Source organism: Exiguobacterium sp. SH4S7 (assembly GCF_004336795.1).
GTDB classification, from domain to species: Bacteria; Bacillota; Bacilli; order Exiguobacteriales; family Exiguobacteriaceae; genus Exiguobacterium; species Exiguobacterium aurantiacum_A.
On sequence record NZ_SJUT01000006.1, the window covers coordinates 28342 to 42584 of the forward strand.

The following is a 14243-nucleotide window of genomic DNA, read 5'->3' on the forward strand; positions in this document are numbered from 1 at the left end:
TTCTTCCATAGTAATTGATTTAATGATCGTCATATTTTTAATCGTGTTGAACGGGGTGTTCGCGATGACTGAGATCGCGCTCATCTCGTCGAAACCGGCAAAACTTGAAGTTGAGGCGAATCGAGGTAAACGCAGCGCCAAGATCGCGCTCAAACATTCAAAAGACCCGACAGACCTGTTGTCGACCGTCCAAGTCGGGATCACATTGATCGGGATCATCAACGGGGCTTACGGGGGCGCGCGTTTTTCAACACCGCTCGCTGAACTATTTGCACAGCTCGGAATGAGCGCGCAGTACGCGCCGACGGTCGGTTATGTCGTCGTCGTCACGATCATCACGTATTTGTCGCTCATCATCGGAGAACTTGTCCCGAAACGGATTGCGCTCGTGTCACCTGAACAGGTGACGATGTCGATCATTCCGGCGCTTGATTTGTTCAGCAAAGTCATGCGACCGTTCATTTGGATCTTATCGAAATCGACACTGTTCTTGTTCAAATTGCTCGGCTTGAAAGCAGAGCAGTCGAGTGGGGAGACCGAGCTCGAAATTAAACAGCTGTTGTTCGAAGGGGCGCAGCAAGGGGCGTTCGCCCATGAAGAAGTGCAACAAGTCGAGCGCGTCTTCGCTTTCCATGACCAGTTGATCTATGAACTGATGCAGCCGCGAACGACGCTCGAATGGGTCGACCTCGAGGATGACATGGACGATATTAAAAAATCGATTTATGAGAGTAAACACAACAAGCTTCCAGTCGGACGCGATTCGCTCGACGACTTCGTCGGCTACATCGATGTCCGTGATATTTTAACGCTCGCGACGTTGCGTGAGCCGTCACAGATTTTAAAACGCATCAAGCAGCCGCTCATCGTGCCGAAGCAACGTGAGGCCAGCCAAGTGCTGCAGATGATGCAAAAGAACGGCGTCGAGATTGCGTTCGTGCTCGATGAATACGGTGGCTTCCTCGGTATGGTCACGTTGTTCGACATACTAGAAGAGATTGTCGGGGAAGTGATGATTGAAGAAGAGACGCCGGAAGTGGTCCGCCGCGCGGACGGGACGTACTTGGCGGATGGCTTGCTCGGGATTGAAGATTTGAAACGAACGTTCGGGATTCGAGATAACCGTTTCGATGAGGGCCGTAATTTGTACCACACGCTAGCAGGGCTCGTCATTTACTCGCTCGGTGACTTCCCGAAACGCGGAGACATCGTCGAGGCGTACGGGTTACGTTTCGAAGTCGTCGATATGGACGGGAAACGTGTCGACCAAGTTCTCGTGTCGATGTTGTCAGAAACGCCAAACGAAGACTGATGCCTTAGGGCGTCAGTCTTCGTTTTTTTGTGTGTTCCATGTTTCGAACGCTGCGCGCATGAGGACGCGGGCGGTGTTTAGCATGGCCCGTTCGTCCACATCAAAGCGAGGATGGTGGTGAGGGAAGACGGCGCCGACTTCAGGATTGCCGGCCCCGGCGAAAAAGAAGCTGCCGGGAACATGTTGCATGTAGTAGGCGAAATCTTCTCCGACCATGAGCGGAGACATCTCGATGACGCCGGCTTCACCGACGACGCGAGCTGCACTTTGGCGAACATGCTCCGTCTCGGCGTAATGATTGATGACGGGAGGATAGCCGCGGATATATTCGAGCTCATACGTCGCCTCGCTCGCCGCGCAGACGTGGGAAATGGTGCGCTCCATCTCTGTGATGATCCGTTCTTGTGTTTCTAGCGTGAACGTTCGGACTGTCCCCGATAACTTCGCTTCGTCAGCGATCACGTTAAACGCCTGCCCCGCGATGAACGTACCGACGCTTAAGACGGCCGGCTCGAGCGGGTCGATGCGACGGCTGATGACTTGTTGCAGCTGACCGACGACGTTCGCCCCGACCATGACGGCATCGACCGTATGTTGCGGAATCGCGCCGTGGCCGCCTTTCCCTTTGATCGTCAGCTCGAAGCGGTCGGCTGCGGCCATGATCGGACCTGCTTTTACCCCGATCGTGCCATACGGGAGCGGCGTCCAGATGTGAGCGCCGAAGATGTAGTCGACACCGTCCAAGCAGCCGTCTTCGATCATCGGTTCGGCTCCTCCGGGCGCGAGTTCTTCCGCAAACTGATGGATGAGAACGACGTCTCCCGGCAGGTCGGTCTCACTCAAGGCTTTGGCCAGCACGAGCAGTGTCGCCGTATGGGCGTCATGGCCGCACGCATGCATCGAACCGTTCACTTTGGAGCGGTACGGCACGTCTTTCAAGTCTTGGATCGGCAAAGCGTCAAAGTCGGCCCGGAAGGCGATGGTTGGTCCGTTACCGCCTCGAATGCGTCCAACGACACCGTTGCCGCCGACGCCTTCGCGGACTTCGAGGCCGAGCTTGCGCAAATAAGCGGCAATCGTTTTTGGTGTCTCCTGTTCTTCAAACGACAGTTCGGGATATTGGTGAAAATGACGTCGAAGCGTCACCATTTCGTCGTACAGATCCGTCAATCTTGAATCGAGGTCAGTCACAAGCATGATTTGCACTCCTGTCAGTTGATCATTTTTGGTTGAAGCAAGGCCCATACGTCATGTGAATCCAGATCCTCAAGAATTGGACGATGTAATAACTTTTGTGCTTCGTCAGCCGTTACCCATCTGGCGTCACTATGTTCCTCGGAGAGGGTGACGGTTGTCACGATCGGGTGAGCCAAGTACGTCATGATGACGACTTGGCGATTCGGGTCGGTCAAAAACGTCGTAGCGTACAACAATTGTTGGACCGCGACACGCAAACCGGACTCTTCGAATACTTCCCGTTCAAGGGCATGTTCGAGCGTCTCGCCAAAGTCAAGTTTACCGCCGACGAGCTCCCATGTGCCGGGATTGACCTCGTCATCGGCTGCCCGTTTGATGATGAGGAGGTGGTCGTCTTGCACAATTACCGCTTTCACGGCAACAACGATGGTAGGAACGGACATTGTGACACTCCTTTGCATGAATTCGTGAGGGAACCCACAGTAGATATGAACCATTTTCTACATATTCTCTAAGTTATGCTTATGGTATACGACAAAAGGGAATTAATACAGAAGTAAATCATGAAATGAGGTGTTGAAATGGGTTGGATTATCGCAATTGGTATCATCGCCGTCTTGGCGGTCATCTATTTTTCGATGTACAACGGACTTGTCAAATATCGAAACTGGGTCGACGAGTCGTGGGCGCAGATCGACGTTCAGCTGAAACGCCGCTACGACTTGATCCCGAACTTGGTCGAGACGGTGAAAGGGTATGCGAAGCATGAACAAGAGACGCTTGCGAAAGTCGTCGAGCTACGGAACCAGCTTGGCTCGAAGACGAGCCGTCAGGAACAGATGGAAGTGAACGATCAACTGAGCGGTGCGCTCAAAAACTTGTTTGCGCTGCGCGAGGCGTATCCGGACTTGAAAGCGAACGAGAACTTTTTGATGCTACAAGAAGAGTTGACCCAGACAGAGAATAAAGTCGCTTACTCGCGACAGCTGTATAACAATACGGTCATGAAATATAATACGAAAATCGAATCGGTCCCGACGAACATCATCGCTTCTGTCCATAAGTTCGAAAAACGCGACATGCTCGAGGCGCGCGAAGAAGAACGCGAGAACGTTCGCGTCTCATTCTAATGGATTGGAGTGGCGACGATGATTCTGTATGAACAAATCCGCAAGAATAAGATTAAAACCGTGTTCATCGTGGCTGGATTCGTCCTCCTCGTCTTAGCCGTCGGGGTCGTCATCTCGTATTTGAACTATGGCGATCCACTCCCGGGGCTCATCTTCACTCCTGTGTTCTCGTTGTTTTACATCGGGATCGTCATCATGTCGAGCACGAATATCGTCATGAAGATGAATCACGCCCAAGAGATCACATCGGTCGAACAACATCGTTTCTTATGGCACACGGTCGAGAACATGGCGATGGTCGCCCGTGTCCCGATGCCACGGATTTTCATCATCAATGACCCGTCACCGAACGCGTTCGCGACCGGGCTCAAACCCGAGAAGGCGGCGGTCGCCGTGACGACTGGTTTAATGGATCAGTTGACCCGCGAAGAACTCGAAGGTGTCATCGCCCACGAGGTCGCGCATATTAAAAACTATGACGTCCGCCTGGCGACGGTGACGCTCGCCCTCGTCTCCGTCATCGCCATCATGAGTGACATCGGCTCGCGGATGCTGTTTTTCCGAAGTATCGGTGGACGGCGGGACAACAACCAAAATCCGATCTTTATGATCGTCGGGCTCGTCCTGTTGATTTTAGCCCCGATCATCGCAACGCTCGTCAACCTGGCTATCTCGCGAAATCGTGAGTTTTTGGCTGATGCGAGCGGAGCCGAGCTGACGCGGAACCCGGACGCACTCGCTTCGGCGCTCGAGAAGATCGCTAACGTCAAAACGCCAGTGAAAGAGGCGTCACGGGCGTCGGCATCACTTTATTTTTCGGATCCTATGAAGAAAAAGCTGAGCGGGCTGTTCTCGACACACCCGAATCCGGAAGAACGCATCAAACGACTACGAGGCATGTAAAAAAAGCCACCTCCATAGCGGGGTGGCTTTCGTTCGTCATCCGGCGCGGTTGCTCCGGAGTTTTTCAATCTCTTCGAGGACGAATTGAACGTTCGTCCCGACGATGACTTGAATATGGTTCGGGCTGACGACTTTAATTCCTGGGATGCCCGCTTTCTTAATTTGCGTTTGATCGACCGTGTCCATGTCTTTGACGTCGACACGGAGACGTGTGACACACGATTCGATACCGGTGACGTTTTGGTCACCACCGAGACCGTCATAAATCATGGCTGCCATCGCAGAGTACTGACCACCTGCTGCAACTGGTGCCGTTTTCGTTTCACCTTCAGGCGCTGTTTCTGTCGCGACTGCATCAACCTCTTCGTCCGACTCGCGACCTGGCGTTGCCAAGTTAAGTTTGACAATCATGAAGCGGAAGATCGTGTAGTAGATGGCACCGAAGACGAGGCCTTGGACGAGCAACATATACGGCTGGTTCGCAAGCGGTAGCCGTGAGCTGAGGACGAAGTCGACGAGACCGGCACTGAAGCCGAACCCGGCCGTCCATTGGAATGTGGCAGCGATAAAGAGTGACACGCCTGTCAACACAGCATGGACAAGGTAAAGAACTGGTGCGAGGAACATGAACGAGAACTCGAGCGGTTCCGTGACACCTGTGAAGAATGAAGCGAACGCTGCGGCGAGAAGGAGCGAGGCCGCTTGTTTTTTACGTTTCGTTTTCGCAGTGTGATACATCGCTAGGGCTGCTGCCGGGAGACCGAACATCATGATCGGGAAGAATCCAGCTTGATAGCGTCCAGTGATCCCTTTCTCACCTTCACCGGACCAGAAGTTACCGATATCGTTGATGCCGGCAACGTCAAACCAAAATACCGAGTTGAGGGCGTGGTGAAGACCTGTCGGGATCAATAGACGGTTGAAGAATCCATAAAGTCCAGCACCGATTGCTCCCATTTTAGAGATTGTTTCACCGAATCCGACGAGTCCTGTGTAGACGACCGGCCAGACGAAGTAAAGTGCGACCGAGACGAGAATCATCGAGAACGCCGTCATGATTGGGACGAGACGCTTGCCGCTAAAGAAGGCGAGGGCGTCAGGTAACTGAACGTGACTAAAGCGGTTATACATGGACGCGGCGACGAGACCTGACAAGATCCCAACGAACGCGTTAGCGATTTTGCCGAACGCCGGGTTGACGGCTTCGACGTCTACACCTTGGAATAATGCGACTGTTGCTGCTGATAAAAGTGTCGTGACCGTGAGGAAAGCGACGAGACCACTGAGAGCGGCTGAGCCGTCACGGTTTTTCGCCATACCGAGGGCGACCCCGACAGCGAAGAGAATTGGAATGTTATCGATGATGGCTGCACCGGCTTTGATGAGGAAGGCGGCGGCGATGTTTTCAGAACCCCAGCCTACCGGGTCGATCCAGTAACCGATGCCCATGAGGATGGCCGCTGCAGGAAGTACCGCAACCGGCAACATGAGCGAACGTCCGAGACGTTGTAAAAAGTTCATCATTGTAAATGTCCTCCTTTTTGATGGTGTTGATCTTGCAGGCGTTGAATGTGGAGCGTGATGTAACCAAGCTCTGACTCGGGCAAGACGATGCCGTATAAGTTTTCCATTTCAGTTGCGACGTCAGACGCACACGCGTAAGCGGACGAGAATTTTGTTTGAATCATCTGAAGCATGTCCTCGTCGATCGTGTGATGATCGTAATGGTTGACCCGATCCATGACAAATCGTAAATGGGTTAATAAGCGTTGATAGGATAAGTCATCTTCTTCGATAGATAGGTCGAGTCGTCGTGAAATCGATTGAATCATGTCTCTTACGATCGTCGTCTGTTTGACCGTCTTGCGCAAATCACCTCCTTTCACTTTGAGTGTATGGATATGGAGCGCGATGAAGGCCGCTTCGTCTTTCGGCATCTTCAACCCGATTTTGTCCTCGATCAGTTGCAGCGCCCAGAGCCCGATCTCATATTCGTTGCGATACAAGATTTTGATCTCGTTCAACAGCTTGTTCCGAAGCGAGATCCCTTCTTCTTCACGCTCGATGGCAAACGAGATATGATCGGTCAGGACGACGTGGATGTGCTCATTGAACGTCGTCTCGAGCCGCTTCTCCGCATGCGTGATAATTTCTTCGGAAATGGTGAAGTGGTCGACCGGGATGCGGCTTAAGAGCTGTTGAAACTTATCGTTTTCCGACATGACGAATAGTTTTTCGATTTTATGCGGATTGACGATGTCGTTGCGCCCTTTTTTAAAGGCGACGCCTGGTCCGATGGCAATCTTTTCTTCACCTTCGTCTGAGACGATGACCGCGTTGTTGTTTAAGATTTTTTTGATTTTTAACATGTGTCCTCCTATCGAGGAGTCATTGTTCCGCTTGAGCGACGACAGTCTTTCCGGAAAGCGAGGGCCCGCCCGCGTGGAACGAGTAGGGGTGAGGTAAGTCGCTTCCGTTCGTGACGATCATCGGAGTGACCGTGTCCTTCCCGGCTTGATGAATCCGCTTCAAGTCCGCTGTCAACAAAGGATGTCCGACGTCAACATGGTCACCGACAGTGACGTGGACTGTGAACGGGTCTCCTGAAAGTTCGACCGTGTCGAGTCCGACGTGAATCAAAATCTCAGCTCCGTCTTCCGTCCGGATGCCGATGGCGTGCTTCGTCGGTGCGACTTGGACGATCGTTCCATTAGCCGGTGCGACGACTGTTCCGTTTGTCGGCTTAATGGCGATTCCGTCGCCCATCATCTTCTCGCTGAAGACGGGGTCGGCCACTTGCTCAAGTGGAATGATGTCTCCTTCCATGGGTGCATAAAGTGTCAGTGTATGTCTCTTCATCCACTTATTCAATAACATGTTCACTTCATCCTTTCCTTGCGAAAATGATTGTGAAAAAACAAAACAGGCATGGAGTATAGACGGGTGGCGTGAGCCTTTCGTCTTACCCCATGCCTGATCGAATCAGTCACATGTGATCAATATTTGTTTCTTCTGTCTCAACATAGCACGCTATCTAAAAGAAGACAAGACCTAATTTGTAAGCGCTGTCTAAAAAATGTACTTATTCTGAAATTTGTTGTATAGTGAAGACGAATCTTAAGTGAAAGGTGTTGCATGTTGATGAGTGAGGTCGTATCTGCCTAACGAACTGAAAAACGTAGGATGACGCGTGTTTTTGTCATGCCTTCATGTTCTGTTACGGATACCGCCCATCATAAACTGCCAGACACCGGTCTGTCTTTTTGCGTTGGTCGTCATCGACCGACGCTTTTTGTTTGCGCGGTATCTCCACCCTATTTTAAGGAGAGATCACCATGAACGAACAAACGTTAGAAAAACTACAATATACTGAACTCATCCAACGAGTCGAACGCTACTGCATCAGCGGGTTCGGTCGCAAGTTGCTCAGAAATCAACAACCGACGAGCCATCTACAGACGGTGAAGAAACGACTGCAAGAGACGTCGGAGGCACGAGCGATCCTAGACGCCTCGTCGCACGTCCCGTTCATCGGGTTGTCCGACATGGAACCGCTCATCGGGAAAATCAGTCGTGGCATCCAACTCGAAGCGGGTGAACTTGAAGCCGTCGCTGAATTTTTCCGCGGAGCCCGCAAACTGAAACGATTCATGGCCGAGCAGACGTTCTTTGCACCGTTGTTATCTCTGTACGCGGACGAGATGAGTGAAAGGCGCTCGATCGAAGAAGAAATCGTTCGGTCGATCCGGGCCGGACGCGTCGTCGATGAGGCGTCAAAAGAACTGAAACGGACTCGGAAGCAAATCGATATTCTCGAAGGGCGGATCGAGGAGCGGTTGACTAAATTTTTGAAGAGCGCGGCCAACCGTGAAGCGATTCAAGACGCGTTTGTGACGAAGAAGCAGGACCGATTCACGATCCCAATTAAGGCGTCGTACAAACATAAAGTCGCCGGGACGATCATCGATACGTCGAACCGGGGGACGACCGTGTTCATCGAGCCGGAAGCGATCAGCAAGCTGAACGCGGAACTCGCCGTCAAACGGACCGAGGAAGCGGTTGAAATCTATCAAGTGCTCGCGACGCTGACCGGTATGGTAGCCGAAGCGTTACCGGCGATTGAGACGACGCTCGACGTCATCGCCCAGTACGACATGGTATTCGCCAAAGGGAAGTATAGCCAGACGATCGAAGGAATTTCGCCACGCGTGAACGGGACCGGGAAAATTCGTTTGCGACAAGTCCGGCACCCGTTGCTTGATGGGGCGGTCCCGCTCGACTTCTCGCTCGGCGAGACGTACCGCGGACTCATCATCACCGGACCGAACGCCGGCGGGAAAACGGTCGTCTTGAAGACGATCGGCTTGCTTACTTTAATGACGATGAGCGGTTTGCACATTCCGGCTCATTCCGACACGGACATCTCGACGTTTGACGACGTGTTCGTCGATATCGGTGACAATCAAGACATGGGTTCTGCCCTCAGCACGTTCTCGGCCCACATGAACAACGTGGCGACGATCATGCAGCGGGCCGGCAAGCGATCGCTGCTCTTATTTGACGAAATTGGGAGTGGGACCGAACCGAACGAAGGCGCGGCGCTCGCCATCGCGATTTTAGAAGAGGCGTACAAGCGCGGCTGTCTCGTCGTCGCCTCGACCCATTACGGGGAAATCAAAGCGTATTCCGAGGCGCATCCGGACTTCATGAACGCGGCGATGCAGTTCGACCCGGACACGCTCGAGCCGAAGTATCGGTTGTTGATCGGTCAGTCCGGTGACAGCAACGCGTTGTTCATTGCCCGGAAAATGAAGCTACCCGAAGCGATTTTGAAACAAGCGTCACGTTATATGAAAGAAAAAGTATATGACCAGACACTCGTCGACACTTCGAAGCTGACACAAGAAGTGGTGAATGCGAAACCGGAACTGATCCAGCAATTTGAAAAAGGAGATCGCGTCCGGTTACTCGAGACGAATCAAGTCGGGCTCGTCTATGCGACGGACGATTCTGGGCGACATGTCACGGTTTATGCAGAAGGGACGTTCAGCGACCATCCGTTGCGACGCGTCCGGCTTGAAGCGCAGGCGGTTGATCTCTATCCGGCGGGTTATGACTTAGAGACGTTGTTCGTAGACTATCGAGAGCGCAAAGAGGCGCATGATTTTGAGCGTGGCTCGAAGAAAGCGTTGCGTCGTGTTGAAAAAGAGATTCGGGCACGGCAACGCGCCGAACGTGGAGACTAAAAAGTGTATGACCTTAAGCGCTCGGGTAAGGACCAAGGACCGAGAGTCATGACGAAACGTCCGGCTGTCGGGTAATGTGTCGGAGGTGGACTAGATGTTTTGGTTAAGTTTGTTGTTTGCCATCGGATTTTCCTTGATCCACTACTTTTCAGGTCAACTGATTCACGTGCGCGAGACGCCACGGAGCCGCTTCTTGTCGCTCGCCGGTGGCGTCGCTGTCGCTTACGTGTTCTTGCATCTCTTGCCTGAACTGAATGAATACCAACGCGAGCTCGAAGGACATCTCGGGAGCGGTCTGTTCGCCTCGATCGAGAATCATATCCTCATCGTTAGTATGTTCGGTTTGGCCGTTTTTTACGGATTGGAGCGATTGGCATCCCAAATGAAAAAACGAGATGAAGGAAGCGTGTTTTGGATTCATATGGCGCTGTTCATCTTTTACAATTTTAGCATCGGGTATGTGCTCGCAGAGAGTGAGTTCGACACGATATGGGCGATGACGCTCTACTTTCTCGCGTTAGGGATTCATTTCATCACGGTCGATCAAGGGTTGAGACACCACCATCAACAGTTATATGACGAGCGGGGAAGGTTGTTGCTTTCACTCGCGGTGCTCGTCGGCTGGAGTGTCGGGGCGTTTTCAGCGCTTCATGAAGTCACGCTGTCGATGATTGTCGCCTTTTTGGCCGGTGGCATCATCTTGAACGTCATGAAAGAAGAGTTGCCCGAAGAGCGTGACAGCAGTTTTCGTGCCTTTGCCGTCGGGCTCATCGGATACGCGTTACTTTTATTGGCCATATGAAAAGGCAACCGAGATTTGGTTGCCTTTTTGCTTACAGTGAATTTGTACTCTGATTTTCTACATTGTCATCTGTTGAAGGTGTATTGTCGTCTTGGTTTGGACCACCGAATTGGCCACCGTGATGCGACCCGTGACCGTGTCGACCTCTGCCTCCCGGTCCTTGCATGTCTAGGTCGTCATAGCTTGTCACGTCGGCGAATCGCTCCTCATGTTCAGCTAAAATCGCGTCGGCTTCCGCTTGCGTCAAATTACCGTTCTCGACCGCTGCATCAAGTTTCACTTCGTGTGAGGCGATGATCGCGTCAATGAATGCGTCGACCGTGATGCCTTTCTCTTCCGCGAGCTCAGGAAGCGACTGTCCTTCTTCACGTGCCGCTTCGACCTCGGCTTCGCTCAAACCGAGCGCCTCAAGCAACGCCGCTTGTCCGGCTGCCCGGTCTCCGAACATGCCGCGTTCACCGCGTTCGCATTGCGTCGAAGCTTCCGTCGATTCTGTCGTTTCAGTTGTCGTCGTCTCGTTCGTGGCTGCGTAGACGCCTGTGCCCGAGACGGCAAGCAGGCCGGCCAAAGCGAGTGCTAATTTTGATGATTTCATGTGTATCTCCTCCTTTTACTACCTCAAGTGTAGATCTTGCCCGCCGGCAAGTTGTGAGGGAGTTGCAAGGTTTTTGCAAATTGTATTTGGGAAACGATGGGATGCTTTCTTGATGCGATATAATGGGAGTGGAGGCGATACAGATGAACGTGCTCGTAGTGGAAGATGAACAGAAGCTAGCGGACGGGATGGCCCGTTTTTTGACGTACGCGGGCTTTACTGTCAGCGTGGCGAGGACACTCGCCGAGGCGAAACGACTGCTTGATCAGCCGTTCGATGCGGTACTGCTCGACGTTCGCCTGCCGGACGGGGAAGGATGGACGCTCATTCCGAGATTACAGACACTTCAGCCGCGGCCGGCCATCGTGTTGACGACGGCACGCGGGGAAGCCGATGACCGGGTGTTCGGTCTTGAGCTCGGTGCTGACGACTATTTGGTCAAACCGATCGTCTTGAAGGAGCTCGAGATTCGATTGAAGCGTCTCGTCAAGCAGACGGATGGCATCGTGTTCGGTGATCTGAAAGTGGATGAAAAATCACGGACGGTGACGGAAGACGGGAAACCGATTCGATTGGCCAATAAGGAGTACGAACTGTTGCTCTATTTCATGAAGCATATCGGGGAAGCGCTTGACCGGAACCGATTGCTCGACGACGTGTGGGACTATACGTTCGTCGGTGACACGAGGACGGTCGACACGCACGTTAAACAGCTCCGCGACAAGTCCAAGACGATCAAACGGCAGTTGAAGACGGTGCATCGGGTCGGTTATCGATTGGAGGACGTGTGATGAACCGGTTGATGAAAAAGTTGTTGTGGACCGCCATTCTCCCGCTCGTGGTCATGGCTGTGCTCACGTTCGGACTCACGTCGCTCTTGATCGGCCGCTTTGCCGAGACGGAAAGCTACGCCCAGCTCGAGCGTGAAGCGGACATCGTCTATGACGCATTAGCTGAAGGGCGAGGCATACCGGGACAGCTCAACGTCCTCGTGTTTCAAGACGGCGAACCGATCGATCTTGACCGAGGCGGACGGATGCGGCGACAGATGACACCGACGCTGAACCCGGACGCATTAGCGGCACGCGATCAAGTCAGCGTAAACGGTACGCGTCTCTTGACGTTTTTACGAGAAGAAGGAGACATTCAAATCGTGACGTATACGAATGCGCCGCTAGCGAATCCCCAGTTCCGTCAAATCTATATGATTCTCGGGAGTGGCTTCCTGCTCGCCCTCGTCGCGGCGATAGGCGTGACGTATTGGATGGGGCGGCGCTTGACGTCACCGCTCGTCCAATTGAAACAAGCGGCAACGGCGATCATGGCAGGAACACACACAATCAACTTGCCGCCGGTCACAGACGATGAAATCGGTGATTTGACGGAAGCGGTCGATCAGATGAATCGTGCGCTTCAAGAAAAAGAGACGCTGCAAAAGACGTTCATCTCTGGGGTCACACACGATGTTCGGACACCGCTCGCCATCGTTCGCAACGAGGCAGAGATGCTCGAGCTCGGCGTCGTCAAGCCAGAAGACGTCTCATCGACAGGACGGAGCATGACCGAAGAAGTTGACCGGATCGATCGTCTCGTCACGCAAATGCTCGAGTACTCGAAGTTATCGTCACGAAGTCTGCCGCTCCAAATCGAGCCGATCCGATTGGACGGACTCGTTCGTGAGACGGTGGCACGAATGGAAGACTGGTTCCGGCATAAACAAGTCACCGTCCAACTCGAACTCGAAGCAGTCACGCTACAAGCCGATCAAACGGCGATGGAACGGGTGTTGTCCAACTTTCTTCATAACGCCTACCAGGTGAGTCCCGACGGTGGCGTCATCACAATCAGAATTGTCGGAAACCGACTCGAGATCGAGGATCAAGGTCCGGGGCTCGATGATAGGATGCGTGCGAGCGTATGGGATATGTACGTCAAAGGTGACCGGTCGAACGGACACGGTCTTGGACTCGCCATCAACAAGTTGTTGCTTGAAGCGCAGCAACTCAATTACGGGGTCGAATCAAACGAGGGGGCGATTTTTTGGATCGAATGGGATTGAACTTATTTTTACGAGGTGTCCGCTTAGAACGAGATCGGATCGAAACGCCAGGGTATCCGTTTTCGCTCCCAATTTTTGAAGCGTTTGACGAATTGACGTTGACGAAGCCGGTCACGTTTTTAGTCGGGGAAAACGGCAGCGGCAAGTCGACGTTGATCGAAGGGATGGCGATTGCCGCCGGATTCAATCCGGAAGGAGGGGCGACGACGTTCCGCTTTGAGACCGAGTCGACGCATAGCCCGCTGTTCGAGGCGTTGCGCCCAATTCGTAGTGCGTATCGCCCGAAGGACGGTTTTTTCCTCCGGGCCGAGACGGCGTATCAGCTATCAAGTTACGTGGACGAAATAGCGCGATCGAGTCCAGACCCTGAACGATTTTACGAATCGTATGGCGGTCGCTCACTCCATGAGCAGTCGCACGGGGAAGCGTTCTTGTCGCTCATGCTCCACCGTTTCCGGGGCGCGGGCCTCTATATTTTAGACGAGCCGGAGGCCGCGTTGTCGCCGATGCGTCAATTGACGATGCTCGCCCGGATGCACGAGCTCGTGCAGGCTGGGAGCCAATTCATCATCGCGAGTCATTCACCGATTCTCATGTCGTATCCGGACGCGGCGATTTTGGAAGTCGAGGCGGGGCTCGCGCCGACGACGTTCGATGAACTCGAACACGTCCGGGTCATGCGCGACTTTTTAGCGGCACCGGAGCGGATGCAACGGATTTTATTTGAATAACAAAAGGCGGCCCCGGCCGCCTTTTGTTATGACTTCGTGATTTTCCGCAACAAAATGATCGCGACGCTGACACCGGCAGCGATCAGCATGTACGTCCCGATCGATGAGAGCGTGTCTATCCAAAAATCCATTAGGTTTCCACCTCACTTGATTCGGTTAATTGCTTCCATCATTTCACGTTACTGTGCTAAAGTACACGAAATAATGATGTAAAACAAACGTTGAAGTCTATTGGAAAATCTTTCAATAAACTTAAAAGTTTGGTCAG

General features: G+C 52.9%; 14 protein-coding genes. 8 read left to right on the forward strand and 6 right to left on the reverse strand.

Annotated elements, in window-relative coordinates:
• Positions 1–22 precede the first annotated feature (22 nt).
• Positions 23–1312, forward strand: coding sequence for a hemolysin family protein (locus EVJ29_RS11340; protein WP_236633525.1), 1290 nt, complete (start codon positions 23–25; stop codon positions 1310–1312).
• A gap of 12 nt (positions 1313–1324) precedes the next feature.
• Here the strand turns inward: EVJ29_RS11340 and EVJ29_RS11345 are convergent, their stop codons facing one another.
• Positions 1325–2509: an amidohydrolase gene (locus tag EVJ29_RS11345; protein WP_131505122.1), complete on the reverse strand. Its 1185-nt coding sequence runs from the start codon at positions 2507–2509 to the stop codon at positions 1325–1327.
• A 14-nt stretch (positions 2510–2523) separates the two neighbouring features.
• Complete coding sequence (locus EVJ29_RS11350; protein ID WP_131505123.1) at positions 2524–2952, reverse strand: NUDIX hydrolase; 429 nt, start codon at positions 2950–2952, stop codon at positions 2524–2526.
• A 138-nt stretch (positions 2953–3090) separates the two neighbouring features.
• Between EVJ29_RS11350 and EVJ29_RS11355 the strand changes: the two genes are divergently transcribed.
• On the forward strand, positions 3091–3639 hold the full coding sequence (locus EVJ29_RS11355; protein WP_131505124.1) for a LemA family protein: 549 nt from the start codon (positions 3091–3093) through the stop codon (positions 3637–3639).
• 21 nt (positions 3640–3660) lie between these two features.
• A complete protein-coding gene (gene htpX / locus EVJ29_RS11360) occupies positions 3661–4542 on the forward strand; it encodes a zinc metalloprotease HtpX (RefSeq protein WP_070328297.1) in 882 nt (293 codons plus the stop codon).
• Positions 4543–4578: 36 nt separating this feature from the next.
• Here the strand turns inward: htpX and nagE are convergent, their stop codons facing one another.
• The 3 genes from nagE to EVJ29_RS11375 are packed head-to-tail and all read right to left on the reverse strand — an operon-like array spanning position 4579 to position 7401.
• Positions 4579–6066 carry an N-acetylglucosamine-specific PTS transporter subunit IIBC gene (gene nagE, locus EVJ29_RS11365; protein ID WP_071398775.1) on the reverse strand — a complete coding sequence of 496 codons (1488 nt, stop codon included), beginning with the start codon at positions 6064–6066 and terminating at the stop codon, positions 4579–4581.
• Positions 6063–6911 carry a PRD domain-containing protein gene (locus EVJ29_RS11370; protein ID WP_131441252.1) on the reverse strand — a complete coding sequence of 283 codons (849 nt, stop codon included), beginning with the start codon at positions 6909–6911 and terminating at the stop codon, positions 6063–6065. The genes nagE and EVJ29_RS11370 overlap by 4 nt, the downstream gene beginning before the upstream one ends.
• Positions 6912–6930: 19 nt before the next feature.
• Entirely contained in the window at positions 6931–7401 is a 471-nt protein-coding gene (locus EVJ29_RS11375; protein ID WP_236633526.1) for a PTS sugar transporter subunit IIA, read from the reverse strand.
• Between the two features lie 476 nt (positions 7402–7877).
• On the opposite strand from EVJ29_RS11375, the gene EVJ29_RS11380 reads away from it, so the two are divergent.
• Both EVJ29_RS11380 and EVJ29_RS11385 read left to right on the forward strand, forming a co-directional pair.
• Positions 7878–9788 (forward strand): endonuclease MutS2, encoded by a 1911-nt coding sequence (locus EVJ29_RS11380; protein WP_131505125.1) that lies wholly within the window; start codon positions 7878–7880, stop codon positions 9786–9788.
• Positions 9789–9882: 94 nt separating this feature from the next.
• Positions 9883–10590 carry a hypothetical protein gene (locus tag EVJ29_RS11385; protein WP_131465842.1) on the forward strand — a complete coding sequence of 236 codons (708 nt, stop codon included), beginning with the start codon at positions 9883–9885 and terminating at the stop codon, positions 10588–10590.
• Positions 10591–10621: 31 nt separating this feature from the next.
• Here EVJ29_RS11385 and EVJ29_RS11390 read toward each other — a convergent pair whose 3' ends face one another.
• Positions 10622–11185 carry a hypothetical protein gene (locus EVJ29_RS11390; RefSeq protein WP_131505126.1) on the reverse strand — a complete coding sequence of 188 codons (564 nt, stop codon included), beginning with the start codon at positions 11183–11185 and terminating at the stop codon, positions 10622–10624.
• A 143-nt stretch (positions 11186–11328) separates the two neighbouring features.
• Between EVJ29_RS11390 and EVJ29_RS11395 the strand changes: the two genes are divergently transcribed.
• Genes EVJ29_RS11395 through EVJ29_RS11405 form a run of 3 tightly spaced genes read left to right on the forward strand, consistent with a single transcriptional unit; the run spans position 11329 to position 13975 of the window.
• Positions 11329–11976, forward strand: a complete 648-nt coding sequence (locus EVJ29_RS11395) for a response regulator transcription factor (protein ID WP_070328077.1) — start codon at positions 11329–11331, stop codon at positions 11974–11976.
• Entirely contained in the window at positions 11976–13244 is a 1269-nt protein-coding gene (locus EVJ29_RS11400; protein WP_131465846.1) for a HAMP domain-containing sensor histidine kinase, read from the forward strand. Before EVJ29_RS11395 ends, EVJ29_RS11400 begins: the two co-directional genes overlap by 1 nt.
• On the forward strand, positions 13235–13975 hold the full coding sequence (locus EVJ29_RS11405) for an AAA family ATPase (RefSeq protein WP_131490630.1): 741 nt from the start codon (positions 13235–13237) through the stop codon (positions 13973–13975). Before EVJ29_RS11400 ends, EVJ29_RS11405 begins: the two co-directional genes overlap by 10 nt.
• Positions 13976–14243: the final 268 nt, after the last annotated feature.

What these genes read in the sequence shown, in the direction of transcription:
- EVJ29_RS11395 (WP_070328077.1), top strand. Translation starts at nt 11,329, where the DNA reads ATGAACGTGCTCGTAGTGGAAGATGAACAGAAGCTAGCGGACGGGATG.
- EVJ29_RS11350 (WP_131505123.1), bottom strand. Translation starts at nt 2,952, where the DNA reads ATGTCCGTTCCTACCATCGTTGTTGCCGTGAAAGCGGTAATTGTGCAA.
- nagE (WP_071398775.1), bottom strand. Translation starts at nt 6,066, where the DNA reads ATGATGAACTTTTTACAACGTCTCGGACGTTCGCTCATGTTGCCGGTT.
- EVJ29_RS11405 (WP_131490630.1), top strand. Translation starts at nt 13,235, where the DNA reads ATGGGATTGAACTTATTTTTACGAGGTGTCCGCTTAGAACGAGATCGG.
- EVJ29_RS11380 (WP_131505125.1), top strand. Translation starts at nt 7,878, where the DNA reads ATGAACGAACAAACGTTAGAAAAACTACAATATACTGAACTCATCCAA.
- EVJ29_RS11340 (WP_236633525.1), top strand. Translation starts at nt 23, where the DNA reads ATGATCGTCATATTTTTAATCGTGTTGAACGGGGTGTTCGCGATGACT.
- EVJ29_RS11345 (WP_131505122.1), bottom strand. Translation starts at nt 2,509, where the DNA reads ATGCTTGTGACTGACCTCGATTCAAGATTGACGGATCTGTACGACGAA.
- EVJ29_RS11355 (WP_131505124.1), top strand. Translation starts at nt 3,091, where the DNA reads ATGGGTTGGATTATCGCAATTGGTATCATCGCCGTCTTGGCGGTCATC.
- EVJ29_RS11400 (WP_131465846.1), top strand. Translation starts at nt 11,976, where the DNA reads ATGAACCGGTTGATGAAAAAGTTGTTGTGGACCGCCATTCTCCCGCTC.
- EVJ29_RS11375 (WP_236633526.1), bottom strand. Translation starts at nt 7,401, where the DNA reads ATGAAGAGACATACACTGACACTTTATGCACCCATGGAAGGAGACATC.
- EVJ29_RS11390 (WP_131505126.1), bottom strand. Translation starts at nt 11,185, where the DNA reads ATGAAATCATCAAAATTAGCACTCGCTTTGGCCGGCCTGCTTGCCGTC.
- EVJ29_RS11385 (WP_131465842.1), top strand. Translation starts at nt 9,883, where the DNA reads ATGTTTTGGTTAAGTTTGTTGTTTGCCATCGGATTTTCCTTGATCCAC.
- EVJ29_RS11370 (WP_131441252.1), bottom strand. Translation starts at nt 6,911, where the DNA reads ATGTTAAAAATCAAAAAAATCTTAAACAACAACGCGGTCATCGTCTCA.